Below are 26052 nucleotides of genomic sequence, written 5' to 3' on the forward strand. Positions count from 1 at the left end.
TACGGCATCAGAAATAGTATTTAAAGCGTACGCGTCCGCCGTAGCGATCGTCGTTTTTATTGTCACCCTCTTTTGGAGAGGCGTTGACCCAGGACGCATACGCGCCCAGATAGATGTTGAAGTTTTTCATCTTCATGACGTTCGGAATGAGGTACGACGTATGGATGGTATGAATGTCGTACTCGCCCGGGTCGCTTATCCAGCAGTCGTTTTCACACTCGGCGTCAAAGGTTGAGGTATTAAACTCGTCGATTTCGTTATGAGCATAGATATAGCCCAGCTCAAAATTACGCCAAAGGGCATTGATGCCTGAGGTAAAGTCGGTTTCGCCCGTCGCGTCCAGGTAAGCCGTGTTGAAGTTCATGACCACCCCGTTTTCCGGATCGGTTTTAAGTCCGTCCCAGGTCATAGTAAACCCGTAGCCGGTCCGGTCTGACTGATCGACCCAGCGCCCGGCATCGTCACGATAGCCGTAAGCGTTGTTTACCAGGTTGGTCTCCATAGCGAACGCGGTTGAAAACGGTCCGCTCTGCCATGAGACAACCGGGCGCACGTAGGCGACGTTTTTATCGTTCTCAAGCTCCGCGCCGTGATAACGCTGATCGACGTACAGATCGCTGCCGTCCTTAAACAGGGTATTCAGTTCGAAATACCAGTTGTCCAGCGTTTTGCTCACCAGGAAGTTACCGCCGCTGTCGGTTCGGCCACGCCCCTCTTTCAGCATATAGATATAGCCGTAGCCGTCGCTGTAAAGGTCATCTGCCGTATTGCCCGAGTATTCCACAAAGGTATCCTGATTGAGCGGAAACATATCATACGCTTCGAAGCGACCAACCTTAATTTCCCAATCTTTTTCAGAACCGAAGAAAAATACGGCGTCATCCAGATACATTTGCCCAGCAAGATCGCCGAGCGGCTGAACGGAGAATCCGGCATAATTTCCGTTATTCATTTTACGATAACCATCAAAACCCAGCAGAATACGGCCATTAATATCCCAGCGTTCTTTATCCCCGGGTGCCCAGTCGTTATTAGCGCTTTGCTTAACAGACGTCAGGCTACCCGTTTTACTGGCAGCATCCATATTAAGCTCAACGTCACCATAAAATTTAATATCGCCAAAACCTGACAGCGTCAGTTTCGGCGGCGCCTCGTTGTTGACCGGCTCCTCTGACTGCACGGTGACCGTCGCTGCCTGCTGTACCGTCGCCTGTTGCTGCTTAAGCACTTCGATTTGCGCTTCCAGCTGCGCCAGCTTTTCCTCCACGCTTGCTGAGGACTGGGCGGCTAAAAGCGCCCCGGAATAGAGTGCACCTGTCAATATGACCATTTTCTTTAATTTCATAGATTCCGTCCTGATTAAAAAGGAAATACCCAATAATTGAGTTTCGCCATTTCGTACAAATACAGTCAGGAACGCTATTATGTTTTTTGATAACTGAATTACGAATTTTAACTTGTGTGAACCGGGCAGAATAATTTCTTTATTATTAACGAGAGAAACACAACCCGCTTCACATTATTATTTCATCGACTTGCCCGACGTTAATTATATAAAATACAAATATAATTATTTAAGATAATAATTAGACCGATTTCATTCCCACAACAAATTATCAAACGTCCTGCAGCCTGCCTGAGAACGCGGTAATTTGTCTGGTTCTGCGCAAAATGGGATATTCAACACGCGAAGCGGGCAATATTCGTCTAAGGTTTTCAGGTGATTGACAACAGCGGTCACGCTGCCCGGTAAAGACAGGAGACGAAAAGATGATAAAACCTCGTACATTGCGCCCCGCTTGTTTACATCTTGCGCTGGGAGGCGCGCTGCTCGGTGTCGCAACGTTTGGCTATGCCAACGAACAGCCTGCGACTCGGACAACCCCGCCCGATATTTTACTGGGGCCCCTCTTCAATGATGTGCAAAGCGCTAAACTGTTTCCCGATCAAAAAACCTTTGCGGATGCAGTCCCCAAAAGTGACCCGCTGATGATTCTGGCGGATTACAGGATGCAGCACGCGCAGTCCAGCTTTGACCTGCGCCATTTTGTCGAGATGAATTTCACCCTCCCAGAAGAGGGAGAAAAGTATGTTCCACCAGCGGGGCAATCGTTACGTGAGCACATTGACGATCTCTGGCCCGTACTGACGCGCACCACCGATAAAGCCAGCAACAAATGGGATTCCCTTCTGCCGTTACCGAAGCCTTACGTTGTGCCCGGCGGTCGTTTCCGCGAGGTCTACTACTGGGACAGCTACTTCACCATGCTGGGCCTGGCTGAGAGCGATCATTGGGACAAAATCAGCGACATGGTGGATAACTTTGCGTATGAGATCGACACCTTCGGCCACATTCCCAACGGCAACCGCAGCTATTACCTGAGCCGCTCCCAGCCGCCGTTTTTCTCACTGATGGTTGAACTGCTGGCGACCCATGACAGCGATGCGCTGAAAAAATATCGTCCGCAGATGGAGAAAGAGTATGCCTACTGGATGGACGGCGTCGATGCCCTGCAGCCGGGCCAGGCCAGCAAACGCGTGGTGAAACTGGATGACGGCGCGATCCTCAACCGCTACTGGGACGATCGCGACACCCCGCGCCCGGAGTCCTGGCTTGACGATGTGAATACCGCGAAAAGTAACCCTAACCGACCGGCAACCGAGATCTACCGTGATTTGCGTTCCGCCGCGGCCTCGGGATGGGACTTTAGTTCCCGCTGGATGGACGATCCGCAAAAACTCGGCACCATCCGGACCACCAGCATTGTGCCCGTGGACCTGAATGCCCTGATGTTCAAGATGGAAAAACTGCTGGCCCGGGCAAGCCAGGAAAGCGGCGATGCCGCCAGCGCAAACAAGTATGAGGCGCTGGCCACCGCGCGCCAGAAAGCCATCGAGAGCCACCTGTGGAATGATAAAGAGGGCTGGTACGCCGATTACGATCTGAAGAGTAAGAAGGTACGCAATCAGCTCACGGCTGCGGCCCTGTTCCCGCTTTACGTGAAGGCGGCGGCGCAGGATCGTGCCGATAAAGTCGCTGCGGCAACCTCTTCACGTCTGCTGCAGCCGGGCGGAATAGCGACCACCACCGTCAACAGCGGTCAGCAGTGGGATGCGCCAAATGGCTGGGCCCCGCTGCAATGGGTGGCGGCGGAAGGGTTGCAGAATTACGGGCAAGAGAAGGTCTCGATGGATGTGACCTGGCGCTTCCTGAAAAACGTTCAGCATACTTATGACCGGGAAAAGAAACTGGTCGAGAAATACGACGTGTCGACGACCGGTACGGGCGGCGGTGGCGGCGAGTATCCGCTGCAGGACGGCTTCGGCTGGAGCAACGGGGTGACGCTGAAGATGCTGGATCGGGTCTGCCCGAAAGAGAAACCGTGCGACAGCGTGCCGGAGAATCGGCCTGCCGCGAATGATGAGGTGGCGCCGGTGAAGGCGACGGCGCAGTAAGTGAGTATTGCCGGGTGGCGGCTACGCCTTACCCGGCCTACTTTTTAAACTCACAGGGCTTTGCTTAGAAACTGTAACTCGCCCCTAACTGATACGTTCTGTCGCGCCCAATCCAGCAGTTGGTCGCATCGTAGCAGGTCAGCGTCTCTTTGTTGGTGATGTTCTGCGCATTGGCCTTAAGCGTCAGCCCTGCCAGCGAAGGCAGGATTTCGCCCATCCGGTAGGATGCCGCCAGATCGTACTGGGTGGTACCGCCCAGCTTACCCGCATCGTTAGCGGGTGAGATTTCCATCGGGCCGGTATAGCGCGCCCCCGCCCCCAGCATCAACCCTTTCAGCGGCGTGTTCTCAAAGGTGTAATCCCCCCAGAGATTGAAGGCATTCTCCGGCACCTGCGTTGGACGTTTCCCTTTGTACTTATCATCTTCCGTATTGATCGCGTGGGTGTAGGCATAGTTCGCAATCAGCGTCAGGTTGTCCGTCGGGCGGCTGATGGCAGACAGCTCAGCCCCTTTGGATTCCACCTCCCCGGTCTGACGATAGTTCAGGAAGCCCGGATCGGAGGTGACGACATTTTTCTGACGGATGTTGAACACCGAGGCGGTAAAGGTGGTGGCGTAGTCGGCCAGCAGATATTTCACGCCGCCCTCCACCTGCTTGCTGGTGGTCGGTTTGACGTCTTTCGCCGCGAGCGTTCCCTTCGGCGACACTGGTGCAAAGCCTTCGGAATAGCTGATAAACGGTGACAGACCATTATCAAAAGCGTAAAGCGCGCCCAGGCGTTTGGTGACGCGATCCTGAGAGACCCAGTCCTTATCACCGTTTTGCAGATAATTGGTGGTCACGGAGCGATAATCGTCGTAGCGCAGGCTGCCCAGCAGATTTAAGCCCCCCCACTCCACCTGATCCTGCAGGTAGTAGCCGTTCTGCTGATAGCTCAGACGGTTTTTCTGGGCGGTATACAGGCCCAGCGCGCTTTCGCCGATCTGCGAATAGTCAGGGTTGCGCATATCCATGCCCGGCGTGGCCGACGCGTAACGGTAGTGGAAATGGGAATTCAGCTTCTGATAGTCAAACCCGGCCAGCAGATGGTGTTGCCAGTCGCCCAGCGCCACGGTTTTCGTCACCTGGTTATCGATGTTAAAGCTCTGCAGATCTTCATCGGTGGTGTAGGCAAAGCGGTTGAGCTGATAGACCTCGCTTCCCGTGCCCGTCGCATAGACGCTGCGCTGATGCGTATCGACGTCGAAATAGCGCGCCTTCTGGTTAAAGCCCCAGCCGCTGTCGAACGCATGTTCAAAGCTGTAGCCCAGCATCCACTGGCGCTGCTTAAATCCGTTCCACTCATCACCGGCGTAGTCGCGCTTGCCCGCGTATTTCGAGCGCAGGTAGGCGAGCGGCAGCGGGTTCGACGGCGTCAGGCTCGGGGAGTTCTGCGCCAGCGCATCCAGAGTCAGGCGGGTTTTGCTGTCGGGTTGCCAGGTGACGGACGGGGCAACCAGGTAGTTTTCATACCGGGTGGTGTGCGGCTGATCGTCATTTTCCGTCGCTTTACCCAGCAGGCGATAGTTCCAGTCGCTATCGGCGATCTGCCCGGTTGAGTCGAGATAGCCCTCTTTCAGGTTGCGGTTACCGGTGTTAAATCCGAATTCAGTTCGCGCTTCTCGCTGCGGCTTTTTACTCTGGATATTCACCAGCCCGCCCGGCGAGCCGCCGCCGTAGAGAACCGATGAGGGGCCTTTCAGGATATCAACGCTGTCAATCAACAGCGGATCGATGCGGGCTTTGGTATTGCCGGTGACGTTATAGGGCAGCTGTAGCCCGTTGTAGAACTCCTGGTCGACGGTAAAGCCACGAATTTTATATTCGCTCATGTAGGAGGTATTCCCCCGCACCTCGGTTGAGACCCCTGGCGCATAGCGCAGGATTTCATTCACGGAATTCGCATGGCGCTTGTCAATTTCCGGTGCAGAAACGGTCGTGATGACCTGCGGCGTTTTACTTTCAGCAACGGCCGATTTCGTGGCGCTGTTCGTCCAGGCCGGCAGCGCGCTGCCCTGCTCTGCGCCGGTGACGACGATAGTGGATTCTTCGGCGAATGCCGGAACATGCAGTGCGAGCGAGACGGCGCCTGCCAGGGCGCATAGCGTAAAACGTGAAGGAGTCATAATGTCGTCTTGTTGTTAGATGCGATACGGAACGACAATTATTATCATTTAGATTAACAAATCAATACGCAGGCAAAAAAACGGCCCTCCGCAGAGAGCCGTTTACGTCATGTTATGCTCGTCGCAGTAACCTGAATATGCCCAGCACCACAATGGCGCCCACGACAGCGACCAGAAAACTGTGCAGGTCAAAACCACTTATGTTGCCTCCGAAGCCAAACATCGTCGCCAGCCAGCCGCCCACAACCGCACCAACGACCCCGAGTACACAGGTCAAAATAAAGCCGCCGCCATCGTTTCCCGGCATGATCAATTTCGCGATAGCGCCAGCAATAAGACCAAAGATAATCCAGGCGATGATACCCATAGCGATGCCCTCTTGCAGGTTTAACGCATGCGCAGAAAACCTTCTGCACAGCTAACATAAGTATAGGTCATCGCCGGAAAATCATTTTCTTCTCACCGACTTATCTTTGTCTAAACAGGCAAAAAAAACTCACCGGTTTGTATTAAGTTTCATCGCAGATTGCCGATAACGCTAAGACAGTCTGTCATCTATCAAGGAGCCATCCGGCGTGAGTCATTACAGTGAGCAGTTCCTCAAGCAAAATCCGCTGGCTGTATTAGGGGTATTACGCGACCTGCAAAAAGGTGAAGTGCCGCTGCGCATCAGCTGGTCGAATAATCAGTTCATCAGCAAGATCCTTGACGCCTCGCAGGAGCGGCTGGTGATTGATTTAGGCAGCCAGGAGTATGAAAACCGCGCGGCGCTGAAGGCGGAGAATATCGCCGTGATGGCCGAAACGCAGGGCGCCAAAGTGGAGTTTGTCCTGTCGCGACTGGAACTGAGCGAATATCAGGGGCTTCCGGCCTTTGTGACCCCCCTTCCTGGCAATCTCTGGTTTGTCCAGCGTCGCGAATATTTCCGCATCAACGCCCCGCTTCATCCCGCTTACTTCTGCAAGGCCAAAATGCCGGACAAAAAAGAGATCCGCTTCCGTCTCTTCGATCTGTCGCTGGGCGGCATGGGCGCGCTGATGGATACGCCGAAGCCTGACGGACTGGTAGAGGGCATGCGGTTCACGCAAATTGAACTTGATATGGGGGGCTGGGGGCGCTTTTATTTCGATGCGCAGCTGATTGCCATCAGCGACCGCACCGTCGTGGACAGCAAAAATGAAACTATCACGACGCCGCGTCTGAGCTTCCGTTTCCTGAATGTCGGGCCCGGCGCAGAGCGCGAACTGCAGCGCATTATCTACTCCCTGGAGCGCGAGGCGCGGGAACGCGCAAATAAAGTTCTGTAAGGAACATCGGGCAGCGTGACCGCCGCCCGTCTGCGGCATTACATGGCATCCATCGCTTTCTGTACTTTCCAGATATAACGAGGCGCCTGTGGTGCCGGGTGATTTTTCGCCACATGCTCAAAGAATTCGTCTTTGTCCATGCCGTTAATCTCTTCTATCGCCTCTTTGCGGTCAGAGGAGAAGGTTCTCAGCAACGCGCCGGCACCGTTAACGTAAGAGACAACCAGCGCGTACTGCATCACCTCCGGATCCTTAATGCCCTTCAGCACGCCGTGCTCCATGATGCTCAGATAGGCCGTGCCCATTGAAATGTTGCGTTCCGGATTCTTCAGCTCGCTGGTCGACGGCTGACCGCTCCAGCCCATATAGCGGTAAACTTCTTTCCCCGCCGTTGACGCTTTAAGCTGCATCAGCCCCACCGCGTTGGATTTGCTGACAAGCGTGGGATTACCGCCGGACTCCACCGCAATGATCGCCGTGATGAGACGCGGACTGACGCCCCAGGCTTTCCCGGCTTGTTCACTGATCTGCATCCACTGCATCGCGCGCTTCACCGGCACTTCCGGGTTCCAGGGCGGGTTTTGATAATCATGTTTTGAACTACAGCCAGCGAGCAACACAATCAAAAAAGCAAACCATCTCAATTTCACGTCATCTATCCTTATAGCCGGTCATCGCGGTGCGCCGCTCTTGAAGCAGGCGGCGTATAAGCGGCATGATATAGACAATTAGTTTCTCATTCAGCAAGGAATTGCCATGTCTCAGTTTCATCTCATCGCGCCGTCGGGCTACTGCATTAACCAGGACGCGGCGCAGCGGGGCGTTCAGCGTTTGCTGGAGTCGGGCCACCGGGTAGAAAATCAGACGATTATCCCCCGCCGCCAACAGCGTTTTTCCGGTACCGAAGCGCAGCGGCTGAATGATATCAACAGCCTGGTTAACCTGAAGGGTGAAAACAACATAGTGCTGGCGGTGCGCGGCGGATATGGCGCGAGCAGGCTGCTGGAGAGCATTGACTGGCAGGGCCTGGCGCAGCGCCAGCAGCAGGATCCCCTGCTGATATGCGGCCACAGCGATTTCAGCGTCATCCAGCTTGGGCTGCTGGCGCTGCATAACGTTATCACCTTCAGCGGCCCGATGCTGGCCGGTAATTTCGGCGCCCCGGAGCTGAATGCGTTCACCGTGGAACACTTCTGGCGCGCGCTGCGCAATCCCACCTACAGCGTGGAGTGGCGGGGCTTTGGACCGCACTGGGAATGTGAAGGCCAACTCTGGGGCGGCAACCTGGCGATGCTGGTTTCGCTTATCGGCACGCCGTGGATGCCGCACATCGAGGACGGCATTCTGGTGCTGGAAGATATCAACGAACATCCGTTCCGCGTCGAGCGCATGCTGTTGCAGCTCTATCATGCCGGTATTCTTGAGCGCCAGTCCGCGATCGTGCTGGGCAGCTTCAGCGGCTCTGCCCCGAATGACTATGACGCGGGTTACTCCCTGGAAACCATGATTGAGTTCATTCGCTCGCGGCTGGATATTCCGGTGATCGCCGGTCTGGATTTCGGCCATGAGCAGCGCACCGTGACCCTGGCGCTGGGGGCGCACGCCTCCCTGATCCATAATGATTCCGGTTCCCGGCTGACCATCAGCGGCCATCCTGTCATAAAGGCATAAAAAAGCCGTTATACCCCCTTAATAAAACGCTGTTGCCGTCGTTAATATGTTAGGGTTTTAGTAACAGCGTTAACATTGAGGTGGGAGTAAGAGAACATTGGATGCCGCAGCGATAATCAGCCTTTTCATTCTGGGTTCGGTCCTTGTAACCAGCAGTATTTTATTAAGTTCATTTTCATCGCGTCTCGGCATACCTATTCTTGTTATTTTCCTCGCCATCGGCATGCTGGCCGGCATTGATGGCATTGGCGGTATCCCATTCGATAACTATCCTTTCGCCTACATGGTGAGTAACCTGGCGCTGGCGGTGATCCTGCTGGACGGCGGCATGCGCACCCAGGCGAGCTCCTTCCGCGTGGCCTTAGGGCCCGCGCTGTCGCTCGCGACGGTTGGCGTGTTGATAACCTCCGGCCTCACCGGAATGATGGCCGCGTGGCTCTTCCATCTCAATATCATGGAAGGTTTGCTGATTGGCGCGATTGTCGGCTCAACCGATGCGGCAGCGGTATTTTCTCTGCTTGGTGGAAAAGGGCTCAACGAACGCGTTGGCTCCACGCTTGAGATTGAATCCGGCAGTAACGACCCGATGGCGGTTTTTCTCACCATTACGCTTATCGAGATGATTCAGCAGCACGAAAGCGGGCTGAGCTGGACATTTGCGTGGCATATCCTGCAGCAATTTGGCCTGGGGATTGTTATCGGCCTGGCGGGCGGCTATCTGCTTCAGCAGACAATCAATCGCATATCGCTGCCGTTGGGTCTTTACCCGTTGCTGGCGCTGAGCGGCGGCATCCTCATTTTTGCCGTTACCACGGCGCTGGACGGCAGCGGCATTCTCGCCGTCTACCTCTGCGGGTTCCTGATGGGCAACCGCCCTATTCGCAACCGGCATGCCATTTTGCAGAACTTCGACGGTCTGGCCTGGCTGGCGCAGATCGGCATGTTCCTGGTGCTTGGGCTTCTGGTCACCCCCTCAGACCTGCTGCCCATCGCGGTTCCGGCGCTGCTGCTGTCCGCGTGGATGATCTTCTTCGCCCGTCCGCTGTCGGTATTTGCAGGTTTGCTGCCGTTTCGCGGCTTCAACCTGCGCGAGCGGATATTCATCAGTTGGGTGGGCCTGCGCGGCGCGGTGCCGATTATCCTTGCCGTCTTCCCGATGATGGCGGGTCTGGATAACGCCCGGCTGTTCTTTAACGTGGCGTTCTTCGTGGTGCTGATTTCGCTGCTGTTCCAGGGAACGTCCCTCGGGTGGGCGGCGAAAAAAGCCAAAGTGGTGGTGCCTCCCGTGGGCTGGCCGGTTTCCCGCGTGGGGCTCGACATTCATCCGGAAAACCCGTGGGAACAGTTCGTTTATCAGCTGAGCGCCGACAAATGGTGCGTGGGGGCTTCGCTGCGCGATTTGCACATGCCGGCCGAAACGCGCATTGCCGCCCTGTTCCGCGACAATGTTCTGCTGCACCCTACCGGCAGCACCCGCCTGCGCGAAGGGGACATTCTCTGCGTGATTGGCCGCGAGCGCGACCTGCCCGCACTGGGCAAGCTGTTCAGCCAGTCGCCTCCGGTGGCGCTGGACCAGCGTTTCTTCGGCGATTTCATTCTGGAAGCCAGCGCCAGGTTTGCCGATGTGGCGCTGATTTACGGCCTGGATGAAGGTGCTGAAGACGGAGATAGCCAGCAAACGCTGGGCGAAATCATCCAGCAGCGGCTTGGCGCTGCCCCGGTCGTGGGCGATCAGGTCGAGTTTGCCGGGATGATCTGGACGGTAGCAGAGAAAGAAGATAACGCTGTGAGGAAAGTCGGTTTGAGGCCGATGGAAGAGGAAGCGGAGTAGCGGTTTTTTTGCCGGGTGGCGCTAACGCTTACCCGGCCTACACTCGAGGATTTTGTAGGTCGGGTAAGGCGAAGCCGCCACCCGACACAAACATTTGTTACACCGTCACAACCGGCACCCTTGGTGCCAGCGCGCACATCAGTTCATACCCTACCGTCCCTGCTGCTGCGGCAACGTCATCAATTTTGATTTCGTTACCCCACAGCTCAACCGGGGAACCGATGCCCGCCTGCGGGCAGGGCGTCAGGTCAACGGCCAGCATATCCATTGATACGGTGCCTACCGTTCCCGTGCGAACCCCATCGACCCACACCGGCGTGCCGGTCGGCGCAATGCGCGGGTAGCCATCGGCATAGCCGCCCGCCACGATACCAATCCGCTGCTCGCCCTTTGCCCGATAGCGGCTGCCGTAGCCCACCGTGTCGCCAGCCTTCAGGGTTTGCACACCAATGATTTCGCTGCGCAGGGTCATTACCGGCTTCAGGCCGCTGTTGGCGATATCCTGCCACTGGCCCGAGGGCGACGCGCCGTACAGAACGATCCCCGGACGCACCCAGTTGTAGTGCGCCTCGGGATGCCAGAGCGTGGCCGCCGAGTTGGACAGCGAGCGCGGACAGTCCAGCCCTTCTGCCGCCTGCTCAATGCGGACCATGGCATCGGCAATGCCGTCCGGTTTTTCCGCGTCGGCAAAATGCGCCATCAGCGTCATTTCACCTACGTTCTTCAGCGCACGCAGCTGCTGCCAGACCGTATGCACCCGCTCAGGCTGGAAGCCCAGGCGGTTCATGCCGCTGTTCACCTTGAGATAGATATCCAGCGGCGCGTGGAGCTTCGCATCCTGAATCGCTTTGATCTGCCAGTTGCTGTGAACGCTGGTGGTCAGCCGGTACTTATCCAGCAGCGGCAGATCGTCGGCGTGGAAGAAGCCCTCGAGCAGCAGTATGGGCCCTTTCCAGCCGCGCTCGCGCAGCAGAATAGCCTCTTCCAGATTAAGTAACGCAAAGCCATCGGTGGCGCTCAGCGCGCTCCAGATACGGTCAATGCCGTGGCCGTAGGCATTCGCTTTCACGACCGACCACACGCGTGCGCCAGGTGCCGCCCGGCGAACAATCTGCAGGTTATCCTTCAGGGCCTGCAGGTTCAGCTGAGCCAGAACAGGACGGGACATGACAACTCCTTAGTTATGCGCGCCGTGCAGGTGCTGTGGACGCGACGGCGTAAACCCCGATTGATAGCGCGCGGCGCTTAAATCGTCAAACGGAATGGCTGGCGTGCGTCCGGAAATCAGGTCGCTCAGCAGCTGGCCGGAGCCACAGGCCATCGTCCAGCCAAGCGTGCCGTGTCCGGTATTGGTCCACAGGTTTTTGAACGGCGTGCGCCCCACAATCGGCGTACCGTCCGGCGTCATTGGACGCAGGCCGGTCCAGAACGTCGCCTGCTCGACAAAGCCACCGCGCGGGAAGAGATCCCCTACCACCATCTCCAGCGTTTCACGACGCGGTTTCAGCAGCTCGGTATTGAAGCCGACGATCTCCGCCATGCCGCCTACGCGGATGCGGTTATCGAAGCGGGTAATGGCGATTTTGTAGGTTTCATCCAGAATGGTAGAAACCGGTGCGCCGCTCTCCTCTTTTACCGGAATGGTCAGCGAGTAGCCTTTTAGCGGGTAGACCGGAATATCGAGAATGCCCTTCAGCATGGCGGTGGAGTACGAGCCAAACGCCATGACGTAAGCATCCGCTTTGATCACCTCTTCGCCACACTTCACGCCGTAAATTTTTTCCCCTTCCGACAGCAGCTTGTCGACAGCGGTGTTAAAGCGGAACTTCACCCCCGCCTGCTCGCACATCTGCGCCAGACGCTGCGTAAAGAGCTGGCAGTCGCCGGTTTCGTCATTCGGCAGGCGCAGGCCGCCCGTCAGCTTATGCGCTACTTCCGCCAGCGCCGGTTCAACCTGACCAAGCTGGCTGGCTTCCAGCAGCTGGTACGGTACGCCGGCATCTTCCAGCACGGCGATATCGCGGGTGGCATTTTCGTACTGCTGCGCCGTGCGGAACAGCTGCAGCGTTCCGCCCTGACGGCCTTCGTACTCAATCCCCGTCGACGCGCGCAGCGCTTTCAGGCAGTCGCGGCTGTATTCCGCCAGGCGCACCATGCGCCCTTTATTCTCCATGTAGTGGCGGGTGTCGCAGTTGCGCAGCATCTGCCACATCCACTTCAGCTGGAACTGCGTGCCGTCAAGGCTGATGGCCAGCGGCGCGTGGCGCTGGAACATCCATTTAATTGCCTTCAGCGGAACGCCCGGCGCTGCCCACGGTGCCGCATAGCCGGGAGAGATTTGCCCGGCGTTCGCCGCACTGGTTTCCAGCGCAGGGCCTGACTCACGATCGATAACGGTGACGTCATGTCCCGCCTGACTTAAATACCAGGCGCTGGTTACCCCAACGACACCACTTCCCAGTATGACAACACGCATAGCCACTCCATTATGTGCAAAAGAACAATCTTCTAATTACAGATTGATAACCTAGTTGAAAATATTATTCAACATACGACTTTTTTATGGTGACTTACCTCACACATCCCCCAGCATCAGGGGATAGTGCTAATTTGGGATCTCCTGCTGCGCGTTATTTTTAACCAGCATAATATGCTGAGGGACGCCCGTTTTTTGCCGTATCAAAAACGCGAAATCGCAAAGAAAAAATTTCAGCCTCAGCACGCTTTTTAACACGTTGATCTATGCTTGAAAGGAGGCTCTCCAGACAGAGAGAGCACCCACAACGAGGGCGCGCTAATGGCTACTATTGATTCCCTGAACAAGGACAACACACGTCTGAGCGATGGACCCGACTGGACCTTCGAGCTGCTGGATGTTTACCTCGCCGAGATCGACCGGGTCGCAAAACTGTATCGCCTGGATACTTACCCCCATCAGATTGAAGTCATTACGTCCGAACAGATGATGGACGCCTACTCCAGCGTCGGGATGCCGATCAACTATCCGCACTGGTCGTTTGGTAAGAAATTTATTGAAACGGAGCGGCTGTATAAGCACGGCCAGCAGGGTCTGGCGTATGAAATCGTCATCAACTCCAATCCGTGTATCGCCTATTTAATGGAAGAGAACACCATTACCATGCAGGCGCTGGTGATGGCGCACGCCTGCTACGGGCATAACTCCTTTTTCAAGAATAACTATCTGTTCCGCAGCTGGACGGATGCCAGCTCCATCGTCGATTACCTGATCTTCGCCCGTAAATACATTACCGACTGCGAAGAGCGCTACGGCGTGGACGAAGTGGAAAAACTGCTCGACTCCTGCCACGCGCTGATGAACTACGGCGTAGACCGCTATAAACGTCCGCAGAAAATCTCCCTGCAGGAGGAGAAAGCGCGGCAGAAAAGCCGCGAAGAGTATCTCCAGAGCCAGGTGAACATGCTGTGGCGCACCCTGCCGAAGCGTGAGGAGGAAAAAACGATCGCCGAAGCGCGTCGCTATCCGTCCGAGCCGCAGGAAAACCTGCTCTATTTTATGGAGAAGAACGCCCCGCTGCTGGAGCCGTGGCAGCGTGAGATCCTGCGCATCGTGCGTAAGGTGAGCCAGTATTTCTATCCGCAAAAGCAGACGCAGGTGATGAACGAAGGCTGGGCGACATTCTGGCACTACACCATCCTCAACCACCTGTATGACGAGGGGAAAGTTACCGAGCGGTTCATGATGGAGTTTCTCCACAGCCATACCAACGTGGTGTTCCAGCCGCCATACAACAGCCCGTGGTACAGCGGCATTAACCCGTATGCGCTTGGTTTTGCCATGTTCCAGGACATCAAGCGTATCTGCCAGTCGCCGACGGAAGAAGACAAGTACTGGTTCCCAGATATCGCCGGGTCTGACTGGCTGGAAACGCTGCACTTTGCGATGCGCGACTTTAAGGATGAGAGCTTCATCAGCCAGTTTATGTCGCCGAAGATCATGCGTGACTTCCGCTTCTTCACCGTGCTGGACGATGACCGCAACAACTATCTGGAGATCTCCGCAATCCACAACGAGGAGGGATACCGTGAGATCCGCTCTCGCCTCTCTTCCCAGTACAACCTGAGTAACCTTGAACCGAATATTCAGGTCTGGAACGTGGATTTACGCGGTGACCGCTCCCTGACGCTGCGCTATATCCCGCACAATCGCGCGCCGCTGGATAAAGGGCGTAAAGAGGTGCTGAAGCATGTGCATCGCCTGTGGGGCTTTGATGTGCAACTGGAGCAGCAGAATGAAGACGGGAGCGTCGAGCTGCTGGAACGCTGCCCGGCGCGGTTGAATACGCTGTAGTGCAGCCTTTTTTGCCCGGTGGCGCTACGCTTACCGGGCCTACAAGACCCGTAGGTCGGGTAAGGCGTAGCCGCCACCCGACGAAAAAAAACCTCTCATACGAGAGGTTTTTTATTTCAGCGGCTCTGAATCGCCAAATCGCCCGGCAGCGTTTTCTGCATGCGGTGCCAGATTTCACCAGAATCGTGACCGTAGCGGCGCACTGTCTCATAAACTTGATCGTGCAGGCCTTCAGAGCACAGCTTGCTCAGCTTATGGTAGAAGCCCAGCGCCAGGCTGCGGGCTTCTGGATTGGCAAAGTAGTGGCGACCAATGCGGGTGTAGAGCCCTTTCATGCCGTTGAGGATCAGACCGTACACCGGGTTGCCGGAGGCAAACGCCAGCCCACGGAAGACGTTGTAATCGAGGGTGGCAAACGCGTCGGCGTGATCTTCCACTTCGTTGGCACTGGCCAGTACCGCAAGCGCATCTTCCGGATGCTGACGGAAAGCCGTACGAATGAAGATCGTCGCGATGTTGGTGCGAACGGAGAGCAGATTATCAATGAGCTGCGGCACGCTTTCATGATCGAGACGCGCCAGCGTTTCAAGAATGTTCAGCCCGGAGGTTTCCCAGAAGTTGTTCACTTTTGTTGGCTTGCCGTGCTGGATCGTCAACCAGCCATCGCGCGCCAATCGCTGAAGCACTTCACGCAGCGTGGTGCGAGTGACGCCAATCAGTTCAGAGAGTTCGCGTTCAGCCGGAAGAATGGACCCCGCAGGGAAACGATTATTCCAGATGCTTTCAATGATGTACTCTTCCGCGAAACCCGCCGGGCTCTGCGCCTTAATGACCATAGTGAGATTTCCATTACACAGCTTTAGCAAATTGGACTCATCATACCAGAGGCACGCAGTGGCAGGTAGCGCGGCAAAGAGAGAAAAGAGGGATCGCCGTTTCATTTTTGTGAAATTTACACTGCAGCGTTATCCGCCTCCGGCCCGCGATTTTTGCGTATACTGATGTTTTGTCTTACTTGACGGGGAAGGACGTCTGTCGTGGAAATTTCATTTGGGCGCGCGCTGTGGCGCAATTTTTTAGGCCAGTCTCCTGACTGGTACAAACTTTTACTTCTGGTGTTCCTGGTCGTAAATCCCCTCCTCTTTAGCGTGAACCCGTTTATGGCCGGGTGGCTGTTGGTGGCGGAATTTATCTTCACCCTGGCGATGGCGCTGAAATGTTATCCCCTTCTGCCGGGCGGACTGCTGGCGTTTGAGGCCGTCGTCATCGGCATGACCCGCGCTGAGCACGTCAAGGCCGAGCTGGCAACCAATCTTGAAGTGCTTCTGCTGCTGATGTTTATGGTGGCGGGCATCTACTTTATGAAACAGCTGCTGCTGTTTATCTTCACGCGTCTGCTGCTCAGCATTCCGTCGAAAATGTTCCTCTCGCTGGCGTTTTGCCTTGCGGCTGCCTTCCTGTCGGCCTTCCTGGACGCGCTGACGGTCGTCGCGGTGGTGATAAGCGTAGCGGTGGGGTTTTACGGTATTTATCACCGCGTGGCCTCCTCTCGTCCGGGCGAGGATTTGCAGGATGACAGCCACGTCGATGCGCATAACCGTGAGGTACTGGAGCAGTTTCGTGCCTTCCTGCGCAGCCTGATGATGCATGCCGGCGTCGGTACCGCTCTGGGGGGCGTGATGACGATGGTGGGCGAGCCGCAAAACCTGATCATTGCCAAAGCGGCGGGCTGGCACTTCGGTGATTTCTTCCTGAGAATGGCGCCGGTGAGCGTGCCGGTGCTGATCTGCGGTCTGGCGACCTGTCTGCTGGTGGAGAAGTTTCGCCTCTTTGGGTACGGAGCACAACTTCCGGAGCCGGTGCGCCAGGAGCTGCATAAATTTGATCTGCAGAGCCGACGCCAGCGGACGCGCCAGGAGACGCTGCGCCTGATTGCACAGGGGATCATCGGCGTCTGGCTGATCGCCGCGCTGGCGCTCCATCTGGCTGAAGTGGGGCTGATTGGCCTGTCGGTCATTATTCTCGCCACCACCTTTACCGGCGTAACGGATGAGCATGCCATCGGCAAAGCCTTTACCGAAGCCCTGCCGTTTACCGCCCTGCTGGCTGTGTTCTTTGCGGTCGTGGCGGTGATTATCGACCAGCATCTGTTCGCGCCGATTATTGCCTTTGTCTTAAAGGCGTCGCCGGATGCTCAACTGTCGCTGTTTTACCTGTTTAACGGCCTGCTCTCGTCGATCTCAGATAACGTCTTTGTCGGGACGGTCTACATCAACGAGGCCAAAGCGGCCATGGAGCAAGGCGTTATCAGCGCCGGACAGTTTGAGCTGCTGGCGGTGGCGATCAATACCGGCACCAACCTGCCGTCGGTGGCGACGCCAAACGGCCAGGCCGCCTTCCTGTTCCTGCTGACCTCCGCCCTCGCCCCTCTCATACGTCTTTCTTATGGCCGGATGGTGTGGATGGCGCTGCCCTACACGCTGGTGCTCACGATCGTGGGATTGCTTTGCGTCAAAATTACCCTCATTCCCTGTACGCAATGGTTGATACAAGCGGGTATACTTGCGGCGCAGTAAATACTGCAACTCGGGCAGTTCGCTGCCCGTTTGCCTTTTCGCACGATAAACATCCAATTACGTTTTATTTCGCCAGGTACAGGTGGCGCGAAAAACGAATTCGTTTACACTGCGATTTCTAAGCATGTTCCAGGGAAATGATTATGTTGAGATTTTTAAACCAGTGCTCCCGCGGTCGCGGAGCGTGGTTGTTAATGGCCCTGACCGCCTTTGCGCTGGAAATGGTGGCGCTATGGTTCCAGCACGTAATGGGACTGAAACCTTGCGTACTCTGTATTTACGAACGCTGCGCCCTGTTCGGCATTATGGGTGCGGGCCTGGTGGGCGCAATTGCGCCGAAATCGCCGCTTCGCTACGCCGCTATCGCGATCTGGCTGTACAGCGCCTGGAAAGGCATTGAACTCTCCTGGCAGCACACCATGATGCAGCTGCATCCGTCACCGTTTATGACCTGCGATTTTGCCGCCCGCTTCCCGAGCTGGCTGCCGCTGGACAAATGGCTGCCGCAGGTGTTTGTTGCATCCGGTGACTGCTCAGTTCGCCAGTGGGAATTCCTGACCCTCGAGATGCCGCAGTGGCTGGTGGGCATTTTTGCCGCCTACTTCGTCGTGGCGCTGCTGGTGCTGATCGCTCAGCCGTTCAAACCGAAGAAACGCGATCTATTTGGGCGCTAATTCGCCCGGCGGCGCTTCGCTTGCGCGGGCCTACGGTTTTGTAGGTCGGGTAAGCACAGCGCCACCCGATATAATAAAAAACCCGCCTCGGCGGGTTTTTTAATCTCAGCGCGTCGGGTGGTTCATGATGTGGTCTTCCCAGTCACGCACCTCAGACTCTTTCACCGCAATGTGACGCACGGAGATACGCTCGCCGTGCATCGCCGCTTTTGAACCGGTCAGCAGCGGATGCCAGGCCGGCAGGTCTTTCCCTTCCGCCAGCAGGCGATACGCGCAGGTATGCGGCAGCCATTCGAAGGTGGGCAGATTATCCCGGGTTAACTTGATGCAGTCCGGCTCAAACTCAAAGCGGCGCTCATAGTTGCGGCACTGGCAGGTCTTAATGTTGAGCTGCTTACAGGCCACGTTGGTGAAGTAGATTTCATCCGTGTCTTCATCCATCAGCTTGTGCAGGCAGCACTGACCGCAGCCGTCGCATAAGGATTCCCATTCCGCATCAGTCATGTCGTCGAGAGTTTTGCTTTGCCAGAAAGGGATGTCGTTCATCAGGATGTCCACACGTCAAAAGAAAGCGCACCTTATAACGAGTCTGGCACGTCGTTGCAAGTTTTGCCGCCCTTTTCAGGCGGCAAGAGGATGTTACAGCACGCGGGTTTTCAGCGACAGGCCGTTAAAACCGACCTCCAGTTCATCACCGCTCACGAGCGGACCAACGCCTTCCGGCGTGCCGGTCAGGATCACATCACCCGGTTTCAGGGTAAAGAAGCGGCTCATGTAGGCGATCAGCGGCACAATCTTATGGATCATGTCTGCCGTGGTGCCCTGCTGGCGGATTTCACCGTTAACCTTCAGACTGAGCGGGGTATCCTGCGGATCGCCGGTAAATTCGCTCACCGGCACAAACGCCGAAATCGGGCAGGAATTATCAAACCCTTTGGCTTTTTCCCACGGCTGTCCGGCTTTCTTCATTTTGCCCTGCACGTCGCGTAGCGTCAGATCCAGCGCCACGCCGTATCCGGCAATCGCTTTCTGAACATGCTCTTCGGAAGCCTGACGCAGCGTCGCGCCAATCAGTACGGCGAGTTCAACCTCGTGATGCACCGAGCCGAGCCCCTGCGGCAGGGCCAGCGGCTGGCGGATATCGCAAAGCGCCGTTTCAGGCTTAATAAACAGAACCGGCTCTTCTGGCGTCGCACTGCCCATCTCCTGAATATGTTTTGCATAGTTGCTGCCCACGCAAACCACTTTGCTGACGGGATAATCCAGTAATGCACCTTGCCAGTTATGATGTTGATACATGGTCGCCCCCTAAACGGTTGATGTGTTGTGCTCAAAAACAGTTGAGACTATTTTTTTCCGTTCGCCTCAAGATGCTGTTTTAATAAATTCTCCGGTGGCGGCGGAAGCTGTAAATAATAGCCCTGCTCGGCTAATGCCGTTTTCACTTTCTCCAGATCGGCATTCACCAGTTTCTTGCGACCATCAAGCGGCAGCAGCATCGCCATCTGCGGTCGGCCAAAGCTCTTCATTAATTCTTCAGGCACGCGTGAAAAATCGTCTTTCTTTTCGACATAAAGATAGGTCTGGTCACGGGTTGTACTTCTGTAGATCACACAAAACATGTTTTTACTCTGAATTAATGGGTGGTTGCTTGCCTCAATATACTCCTGACTATAACATGCCTGATACTCTTCGGAATATCGCAGCGAGTGGTTGCGGTTAATAGCAAATTGAGTAAGGCCAGGATGTCAAACACGCCCATCGAGCTTAAAGGCAGTAGCTTCACCTTATCAGTGGTACATTTGCATGATGCAAAACCCGAGGTTATTCGTCAGGCGTTAGAAGACAAAATCGCCCAGGCTCCCGCCTTTCTGAAGCACGCCCCTGTTGTGATCAACGTCAGCGGTCTTGAGGCGCCGGTTAACTGGAAACTTCTCCAGCAGGCCGTCTCCTCTACCGGACTGCGTATTGTCGGCATCAGCGGCTGCAAAGATACTGAACTGAAAGCGGAAATCGACCGTGCGGGGCTGCCGCTTCTGAATGAAGGCAAAGAAAAAGCCCCCCGTGCGGCACCCGTTGCCGTCGAAACGCCCCCTCCTGCGGCGCAAAACGTTACAACCATCACAAAAACGCGAATGATTGATGTGCCGGTTCGTTCCGGTCAGCGCATTTATGCACCAAACTGTGATCTGATTGTTACAAGCCACGTCAGCGCTGGCGCTGAGCTGATTGCAGATGGCAATATTCACGTATACGGTATGATGCGTGGACGTGCGCTCGCGGGTGCAAGTGGCGATCGGGACGCGCAAATATTTTGTACTCACCTGACAGCGGAACTGGTGTCCATCGCAGGTGAATATTGGCTGAGCGACAAGATCCCAGCCGAATTTTATGGCAAAGCGGCTCGCCTGCTTCTGGCAGACGACGCGTTGACCGTTCAACCGTTGAATTGATCCCTTTTTAACAAGGAATTTCTATGGCACGCATTATTGTTGTTACTTCGGGTAAAGGAGGCGTTGGCAAGACCACCTCCAGCGCGGCCATCGCTACTGGTTTGGCCCAGAAGGGAAAGAAAACCGTCGTTATCGACTTCGATATCGGCCTGCGTAACCTCGACCTCATCATGGGATGTGAGCGTCGCGTCGTGTATGACTTCGTGAACGTCATTCAGGGCGATGCCACGCTGAACCAGGCGCTGATTAAAGACAAGCGCACCGAGAACCTCTACATTCTCCCGGCCTCTCAGACGCGTGACAAAGACGCCCTGACCCGTGAAGGGGTAGAAAAGGTGCTCGACGAGCTGAAAAAAATGGAGTTCGACTTCATCGTCTGTGACTCCCCTGCCGGCATCGAAACCGGTGCTCTGATGGCGCTCTACTTCGCTGATGAAGCGATCATCACCACCAACCCTGAAGTTTCATCCGTGCGTGACTCAGACCGCATTCTCGGGATCCTCGCCTCTAAATCCCGTCGTGCGGAAAATGGCGAAGACCCGATTAAAGAACACCTGCTGCTCACCCGCTACAACCCGGGCCGCGTGAACAAAGGTGACATGCTGAGCATGGAAGACGTGCTGGAGATCCTGCGCATTAAGCTGGTGGGCGTTATCCCGGAAGATCAGTCCGTGTTACGCGCCTCTAACCAGGGCGAGCCAGTGATCCTGGATACAATGGCAGATGCAGGTAAAGCTTACGCCGATACCGTTGACCGTCTGCTGGGAGAAGAACGTCCTTTCCGCTTCATTGAAGAAGAGAAGAAAGGTTTCCTCAAACGCCTGTTCGGAGGATAAGTTATGGCATTACTGGACTTTTTTCTCTCGCGGAAAAAGAACACCGCCAACATCGCAAAAGAACGTCTGCAAATTATCGTTGCGGAGCGTCGTCGTAGCGACGCCGAGCCTCACTACCTGCCGCAGCTGCGTAAGGACATCCTGGAAGTGATCTGTAAGTACGTGCAGATTGACCCGGAGATGGTGACGGTGCAGCTGGAACAAAAAGACGGGGATATTTCGATTCTGGAGCTGAACGTGACGCTCCCGGAAGCGGAAGAGTCGCGTCCGTAGATTTATGATTTCGTAGCCCCGGTAAGCGCAGCGCCACCGGGGAATATGCCGGGTTATCACCCGGCATATTTTTTATCGCGGATAACCTTCCAGCAACGTATTCAGGCGATCGGCCATCAATTCCCCGCGCCATCCCGCAACCATTTCCGGTACGCCATTCTGCGGCTTCAGCTTCCAGTGCCAGTTCAGCAGCTGGTTAATCTGACGGCGTGAGGCAAGCAGCTCCGCGCTCAGCTTGCTTTCCGTTGCCACCGTCTGCACCAGTGCTTTGATATCTTTAAACGCTTTGCGATAGCCCGGCATGTCCATCAGGTTCAGCAGCGGTTCCGGCAGCGCGTCGTCGGGTAATTCCTGCGCTTTTGCGACCAGCGCCAGCAGGGTTTTGCCGTGGAAACGGATCTCACTGCCCGAAAGCCCAATGCTGTCCAGCTCGCCGAGGCTGCCCGGCATATAGCGCGCCACCGCCCAGAGATGCTCTTCGCGGACGACAAAGTTAACGGCCAGATCGCGCTCGCGCGCTTTACGCAAGCGCCAGTCTGCCAGCAGCTGCAGGCATGCCAGCTGACGCGTGCGCAGCTGCCAGGCGTTGCTGATGTCGCGCCAGGCGTCTTTCGGATCCACCACTTCCTGACGACGCTGCTGGGTCATACGGCACTCATCCAGCGCAGCCGGGAGCCATCCGGAGGCTTCCGCCTCTTTCATCAGCTGTCCGGCGATCGGCAACAGGTAAAACACATCAGCCGCGGCATACTCCAGCTGGCGGGCGGTAAGCGGACGCGCCAGCCAGTCGGTACGGGATTCGCTTTTATCCAGGGTCAGGCCCGTATACTCCTCCACCATGGCGGCAAAGCCCCATGAGAGCGGGCGACCGCTGAACGCCGCGAGGATCTGCGTATCAATCAGCGGCTGAGGCATGATGCCAAAGGTATTCAGAAAGACTTCCAGATCTTCACTGCCTGCATGCAGGTATTTCGTGACGGCGGTATCGAGCAGCAGGTCGCGCATCGGCGTCCAGTCGGTAATGCCGAGAGGGTCGATCAGCGACACGTTTTTACCGTCGTACATCTGAATCAACCCCAGCTGCGGATAGTACGTCCGGGTACGGACAAACTCGGTATCCAGGGCAATGGCAGGAAAGTCGCGCGTCACTTCGCACAGCGAAGCCAGCTCGTCGTTGGTCGTGATCATCTGGTAATTCAAATCGGATTCTCTTTTGTTTGCGCCCATAAAAAACGCCGGCTTAACCGGCGTCTGGGCGATTAACGTGTAGCTCAGGCCTTATTGTCTACTTTGGCACGGGCTTCGTCACGTAATTCTCGTCGTAATATCTTCCCGACGTTGGATTTCGGCAGCTCATCGCGGAATTCCACCAGCTTCGGCACTTTATAGCCCGTCAGCTGACGACGACAAAACGTTACCAGCGCTTCCTCGGTGAGAGAAGGATCTTTCTTGACCACAAATATCTTCACCGCTTCACCGCTGCTGCCGGAAGGCACGCCGACCGCTGCCACTTCGAGTACGCCGCTGTGCTGCATGACCACGTCTTCGATCTCATTCGGATAGACGTTGAAGCCGGAGACCAGGATCATATCTTTCTTGCGATCGACAATGCGCAGGAAACCCTCGTCATCCATCACTGCAATGTCACCGGTATGCAGCCAGCCATCTTTGATGATTTCGTCAGTCGCGTCGGGACGCTGCCAGTAGCCCAGCATCACCTGTGGACCTTTGACGCACAGCTCACCCGGCTCACCCGGCGCAACTTCATTATCGTTATCATCGACCAGTTTCGCTTCAGTGGAAGGAACGGGCAGACCAATGCTTCCGCTGTGGTAGTCGATGTCATGCGGGTTAACGCTGACCAGCGGCGCGCATTCCGTCAGGCCATAGCCCTCCAGCAGATACTGACCGGTGAGCTTCACCCAGCGCTCGGCCACCGCCTGCTGAACCGGCATACCGCCGCCCGCAGAGAGGTGCAGCGTGGAGAAGTCCAGCTGCTGGAACTCTTTGTTATTAAGCAGCGCGTTAAACAAGGTATTTACCCCGGTCATGGCGGTGAACGGGTATTTTGCCAGCTCTTTCACCAGCCCCGGGATATCACGCGGGTTGGTAATCAGCACGTTTTGACCGCCCAGCTCAATAAACAGCAGGCAGTTCATGGTCAGTGCGAAAATGTGGTACAGCGGCAGCGCCGTGATGACCAGCTCTTTGCCGGGATGCAGCAGCGGCCCGTAGGTTGCGTTGACCTGCTCAAGGTTCGCCAGCATGTTGCGGTGAGTCAGCATTGCGCCTTTCGCCACGCCGGTGGTGCCACCGGTATACTGCAGGAAGGCGAGATCTTCTGAGACCACTTCCGGCTTGACGTACTGCATCCGATAGCCCGCATGCAGCGCGCGGCGGAAGGAGATAGCGTCCGGCAGATGGTATTTTGGCACCAGACGTTTGACGTATTTGACGACAAAGTTAACCAGCGTGCCTTTGGCGGTAGAGAGCTGATCCCCCATGCGCGTCAGGATGACGTGTTTCACCTGGGTTTTGTCGACAACTTTTTCCAGCGTATGGGCAAAGTTGGACACAATGACAATCGCAACCGCGCCGCTGTCGTTCAGCTGATGCTCCAGCTCGCGCGGGGTATACAGCGGGTTGACGTTGACGACGATCATCCCGGCACGCAGGATACCGAACAGCGCCACCGGATATTGCAGCAGGTTCGGCATCATCAGCGCGACGCGATCCCCTTTTTGCAGCCCCAGCCCTTCCTGCAGATACGCCGCAAACGCCCGGCTGCGCTCCTCCAGCTTACGGAACGTCATCACCTCGCCCATATTCACAAATGCGGGCTGATCCGCGTAGCGCCTTACCGAGTGTTCAAATAATTCCACCAGGGATTGATAACGGTCAGGATTGATCTCAGCAGGAACATCTGCGGGATAACGGTTAAGCCAAACCTTCTTCAATGCATCACCTCTGAAATGAGTGTTCGTCGTCATCACAACCCCGATAATAAACAGTTTGTTAACATTATATTAACTCAGCGTACCAGTTTATTAATTGTTCAGATTTAAGGTTGCGAAGCGCGTCACTCTTTTTTTTCGTTTTATCCGTAAAAAAACAGAGACAGCGGCTGAGCCGCTGTCTCTTTTCTAACAATAACAGTAAGTTACTCAGTAACGATCGTCTGTACCTGTGCAGGTCCCGGGTTATACCAGCCCCAGCCCGGGTAGCCATAGCGATAAGGATGCGGACCCCACATCCACGGATCGATCGGCTGCGGCGGCATGATCACCTGCTGGGCCAGCCGCCAGCGCTTGTATCCGTTGACCTGCATGGTCATAAATTTATACGGCGTGTTGCCGATTTTGCCCTGCACGGCGCCGGTAATCGGCCCGACGACGGTCACCAGCTGTCCGCGAAAATCGACCGGATCGAGGAACCCGCTGACGTCAGCATAGATACGTCCCCGGGAGGCCTCGCCCAGTACAGGCCGCGCGCCGCTGTCCAGCGGAACGGTGGCGATCTCCAGGCGGGTTTTCCCCTGCTGGTTTTGTACGTCAATCACCTTACCGCCAAAGCGCGCTTCCTGGCCCACGTACAGCTCAGGCGCATTCATCACCCGAACCAGATCCTGCTGTGGCGTCGGGCTGCTGCCCTTAATCGCATCAGGAACGGAAACGCATCCGCTCAGTGCTATGGCAACCGCGCCTGCCATAATAAGGCGTACTACTTTAGTCTGAACCGCCATGATGCGACTCCTTTTTCTCAGTTCCTGTTACTGAGATTCACTCGCGGCCCGGAAGTTTCTTCCACGCGACGGTGTTTCGCAAATAAACCGGTTCCGCCTGTTCAACAGCCACGGTTTTGCCTGCTGCGAGCAACTGGCTGGCAATCGGAAGCATATCTTCCGCAGCCGGCAAAAGCATGTTGCCGTCCACCAGCGTCAACCCGGTGTCGTTCGCCATCTCAGGCCACGCTGGCCAGCCCGTGCCGACGGTCGCCCACTCGCCGGACAGCTGTTTCAGTCGTTCTGTCACCGCTTCTGGCTTAAGCACGGCCTCCGTCTCTTCACCGTGCCACACGCCCTGCTCGTCACGGGTGTATTCGGCCCAGTAGACTTCGCCCATGCGGGCATCAATCGCTGCCAGGACGCGCGTTGCCCCGGTCGTGCGCCATGCGCCCTGCGCCATGGTGGCGAGGGTAGAGACACCGATCATCGGCAGTTCGGCGCCCAGCGCCAGCCCCTGCGCAATGCCAATCCCGATACGTACGCCCGTAAAGCTGCCGGGGCCGCGGCCAAAGGCCAGCGCGTCGAGGTCGGTTAAGGAGGTGTTTCCCTGGGTTAAAATGGCTTTTACCAGGGGCAGAATGCGTTGGGTGTGTTCCCGTGGGCACTCTTCGAAATGGGCAGAAACAGCACCGTCGTTCAACAGGGCAACAGAGCAAGCCTCTGTCGCGGTATCAATAGCCAGAATTCGCATCGG

The 26052-nt window shown here is 56.1% G+C and carries 24 protein-coding genes; 10 read left to right on the plus strand and 14 right to left on the minus strand.

The window, feature by feature from the left end; all coding sequences use genetic code 11:
• Positions 1-7 precede the first annotated feature (7 nt).
• Complete coding sequence (locus ACMGGU_RS11725) at positions 8-1345, minus strand: carbohydrate porin (RefSeq protein ID WP_048029459.1); 1338 nt, start codon at positions 1343-1345, stop codon at positions 8-10.
• A gap of 425 nt (positions 1346-1770) precedes the next feature.
• Between ACMGGU_RS11725 and ACMGGU_RS11730 the strand changes: the two genes are divergently transcribed.
• Positions 1771-3456, plus strand: a complete 1686-nt coding sequence (locus ACMGGU_RS11730; RefSeq protein WP_420300576.1) for an alpha,alpha-trehalase — start codon at positions 1771-1773, stop codon at positions 3454-3456.
• A gap of 64 nt (positions 3457-3520) precedes the next feature.
• Here ACMGGU_RS11730 and ACMGGU_RS11735 read toward each other — a convergent pair whose 3' ends face one another.
• Together ACMGGU_RS11735 and ACMGGU_RS11740 are read right to left on the minus strand one after the other, a co-directional pair.
• Positions 3521-5623 carry a TonB-dependent siderophore receptor gene (locus ACMGGU_RS11735; protein ID WP_420300577.1) on the minus strand — a complete coding sequence of 701 codons (2103 nt, stop codon included), beginning with the start codon at positions 5621-5623 and terminating at the stop codon, positions 3521-3523.
• 112 nt (positions 5624-5735) lie between these two features.
• Entirely contained in the window at positions 5736-5990 is a 255-nt protein-coding gene (locus ACMGGU_RS11740) for a GlsB/YeaQ/YmgE family stress response membrane protein (protein ID WP_008502662.1), read from the minus strand.
• Positions 5991-6198: 208 nt separating this feature from the next.
• Here ACMGGU_RS11740 and ycgR point away from each other — a divergent pair, with 208 nt between their 5' ends.
• Complete coding sequence (gene ycgR, locus ACMGGU_RS11745; RefSeq protein WP_048029456.1) at positions 6199-6930, plus strand: flagellar brake protein YcgR; 732 nt, start codon at positions 6199-6201, stop codon at positions 6928-6930.
• A 38-nt stretch (positions 6931-6968) separates the two neighbouring features.
• Here the strand turns inward: ycgR and emtA are convergent, their stop codons facing one another.
• On the minus strand, positions 6969-7580 hold the full coding sequence (emtA, locus tag ACMGGU_RS11750; RefSeq protein WP_420300578.1) for a membrane-bound lytic murein transglycosylase EmtA: 612 nt from the start codon (positions 7578-7580) through the stop codon (positions 6969-6971).
• 106 nt (positions 7581-7686) lie between these two features.
• Here emtA and ldcA point away from each other — a divergent pair, with 106 nt between their 5' ends.
• Positions 7687-8601, plus strand: a complete 915-nt coding sequence (ldcA, locus tag ACMGGU_RS11755; RefSeq protein ID WP_420300579.1) for a muramoyltetrapeptide carboxypeptidase — start codon at positions 7687-7689, stop codon at positions 8599-8601.
• Between the two features lie 97 nt (positions 8602-8698).
• A complete protein-coding gene (locus tag ACMGGU_RS11760; RefSeq protein ID WP_045908249.1) occupies positions 8699-10432 on the plus strand; it encodes a potassium/proton antiporter in 1734 nt (577 codons plus the stop codon).
• A gap of 97 nt (positions 10433-10529) precedes the next feature.
• Here ACMGGU_RS11760 and dadX read toward each other — a convergent pair whose 3' ends face one another.
• Both dadX and ACMGGU_RS11770 read right to left on the minus strand, forming a co-directional pair.
• Positions 10530-11600, minus strand: a complete 1071-nt coding sequence (gene dadX / locus ACMGGU_RS11765) for a catabolic alanine racemase DadX (RefSeq protein ID WP_008500515.1) — start codon at positions 11598-11600, stop codon at positions 10530-10532.
• A 9-nt stretch (positions 11601-11609) separates the two neighbouring features.
• Entirely contained in the window at positions 11610-12908 is a 1299-nt protein-coding gene (locus tag ACMGGU_RS11770) for a D-amino acid dehydrogenase (protein ID WP_045908248.1), read from the minus strand.
• Between the two features lie 321 nt (positions 12909-13229).
• Here ACMGGU_RS11770 and ACMGGU_RS11775 point away from each other — a divergent pair, with 321 nt between their 5' ends.
• Positions 13230-14762: a SpoVR family protein gene (locus ACMGGU_RS11775; RefSeq protein ID WP_023293929.1), complete on the plus strand. Its 1533-nt coding sequence runs from the start codon at positions 13230-13232 to the stop codon at positions 14760-14762.
• A 116-nt stretch (positions 14763-14878) separates the two neighbouring features.
• On the opposite strand, the gene fadR is transcribed toward ACMGGU_RS11775, so the two are convergent.
• Complete coding sequence (fadR, locus tag ACMGGU_RS11780) at positions 14879-15598, minus strand: fatty acid metabolism transcriptional regulator FadR (protein WP_008500512.1); 720 nt, start codon at positions 15596-15598, stop codon at positions 14879-14881.
• A 201-nt stretch (positions 15599-15799) separates the two neighbouring features.
• On the opposite strand from fadR, the gene nhaB reads away from it, so the two are divergent.
• Complete coding sequence (nhaB, locus tag ACMGGU_RS11785) at positions 15800-17338, plus strand: Na(+)/H(+) antiporter NhaB (protein WP_420300580.1); 1539 nt, start codon at positions 15800-15802, stop codon at positions 17336-17338.
• A gap of 143 nt (positions 17339-17481) precedes the next feature.
• The gene (gene dsbB / locus ACMGGU_RS11790) at positions 17482-18012 is read left to right on the plus strand and encodes a disulfide bond formation protein DsbB (RefSeq protein WP_045908244.1); all 531 of its coding nucleotides are present in this window, start codon (positions 17482-17484) and stop codon (positions 18010-18012) included.
• A 105-nt stretch (positions 18013-18117) separates the two neighbouring features.
• Here dsbB and ACMGGU_RS11795 read toward each other — a convergent pair whose 3' ends face one another.
• The 3 genes from ACMGGU_RS11795 to ACMGGU_RS11805 all read right to left on the minus strand — a co-directional run bounded on the left by ACMGGU_RS11795 (position 18118) and on the right by ACMGGU_RS11805 (position 19634).
• The gene (locus ACMGGU_RS11795; RefSeq protein ID WP_045908282.1) at positions 18118-18558 is read right to left on the minus strand and encodes a YcgN family cysteine cluster protein; all 441 of its coding nucleotides are present in this window, start codon (positions 18556-18558) and stop codon (positions 18118-18120) included.
• A gap of 93 nt (positions 18559-18651) precedes the next feature.
• Positions 18652-19311 (minus strand): fumarylacetoacetate hydrolase family protein, encoded by a 660-nt coding sequence (locus ACMGGU_RS11800; RefSeq protein WP_024909871.1) that lies wholly within the window; start codon positions 19309-19311, stop codon positions 18652-18654.
• Between the two features lie 47 nt (positions 19312-19358).
• The gene (locus ACMGGU_RS11805; protein WP_008500507.1) at positions 19359-19634 is read right to left on the minus strand and encodes a YcgL domain-containing protein; all 276 of its coding nucleotides are present in this window, start codon (positions 19632-19634) and stop codon (positions 19359-19361) included.
• A gap of 123 nt (positions 19635-19757) precedes the next feature.
• Between ACMGGU_RS11805 and minC the strand changes: the two genes are divergently transcribed.
• Genes minC through minE form a run of 3 tightly spaced genes read left to right on the plus strand, consistent with a single transcriptional unit; the run spans position 19758 to position 21574 of the window.
• The gene (gene minC, locus ACMGGU_RS11810; protein ID WP_045908243.1) at positions 19758-20465 is read left to right on the plus strand and encodes a septum site-determining protein MinC; all 708 of its coding nucleotides are present in this window, start codon (positions 19758-19760) and stop codon (positions 20463-20465) included.
• Between the two features lie 23 nt (positions 20466-20488).
• A complete protein-coding gene (minD, locus tag ACMGGU_RS11815; protein ID WP_008500505.1) occupies positions 20489-21301 on the plus strand; it encodes a septum site-determining protein MinD in 813 nt (270 codons plus the stop codon).
• 3 nt (positions 21302-21304) lie between these two features.
• Entirely contained in the window at positions 21305-21574 is a 270-nt protein-coding gene (gene minE, locus ACMGGU_RS11820; RefSeq protein ID WP_008500504.1) for a cell division topological specificity factor MinE, read from the plus strand.
• A gap of 72 nt (positions 21575-21646) precedes the next feature.
• Here the strand turns inward: minE and rnd are convergent, their stop codons facing one another.
• From rnd to tsaB, 4 genes are all read right to left on the minus strand, one after another.
• Complete coding sequence (gene rnd / locus ACMGGU_RS11825) at positions 21647-22774, minus strand: ribonuclease D (RefSeq protein WP_090392675.1); 1128 nt, start codon at positions 22772-22774, stop codon at positions 21647-21649.
• A 71-nt stretch (positions 22775-22845) separates the two neighbouring features.
• Entirely contained in the window at positions 22846-24531 is a 1686-nt protein-coding gene (gene fadD, locus ACMGGU_RS11830) for a long-chain-fatty-acid--CoA ligase FadD (RefSeq protein WP_074180385.1), read from the minus strand.
• Positions 24532-24734: 203 nt separating this feature from the next.
• Positions 24735-25316 carry a Slp family lipoprotein gene (locus tag ACMGGU_RS11835; RefSeq protein ID WP_028018678.1) on the minus strand — a complete coding sequence of 194 codons (582 nt, stop codon included), beginning with the start codon at positions 25314-25316 and terminating at the stop codon, positions 24735-24737.
• Positions 25317-25353: 37 nt separating this feature from the next.
• The gene (tsaB, locus tag ACMGGU_RS11840; protein WP_045908240.1) at positions 25354-26049 is read right to left on the minus strand and encodes a tRNA (adenosine(37)-N6)-threonylcarbamoyltransferase complex dimerization subunit type 1 TsaB; all 696 of its coding nucleotides are present in this window, start codon (positions 26047-26049) and stop codon (positions 25354-25356) included.
• Positions 26050-26052: the final 3 nt, after the last annotated feature.

The organism is Enterobacter sp. BNK-8 (genome assembly GCF_048685095.1).
Lineage (GTDB): Bacteria > Pseudomonadota > Gammaproteobacteria > Enterobacterales > Enterobacteriaceae > Enterobacter > Enterobacter quasiroggenkampii.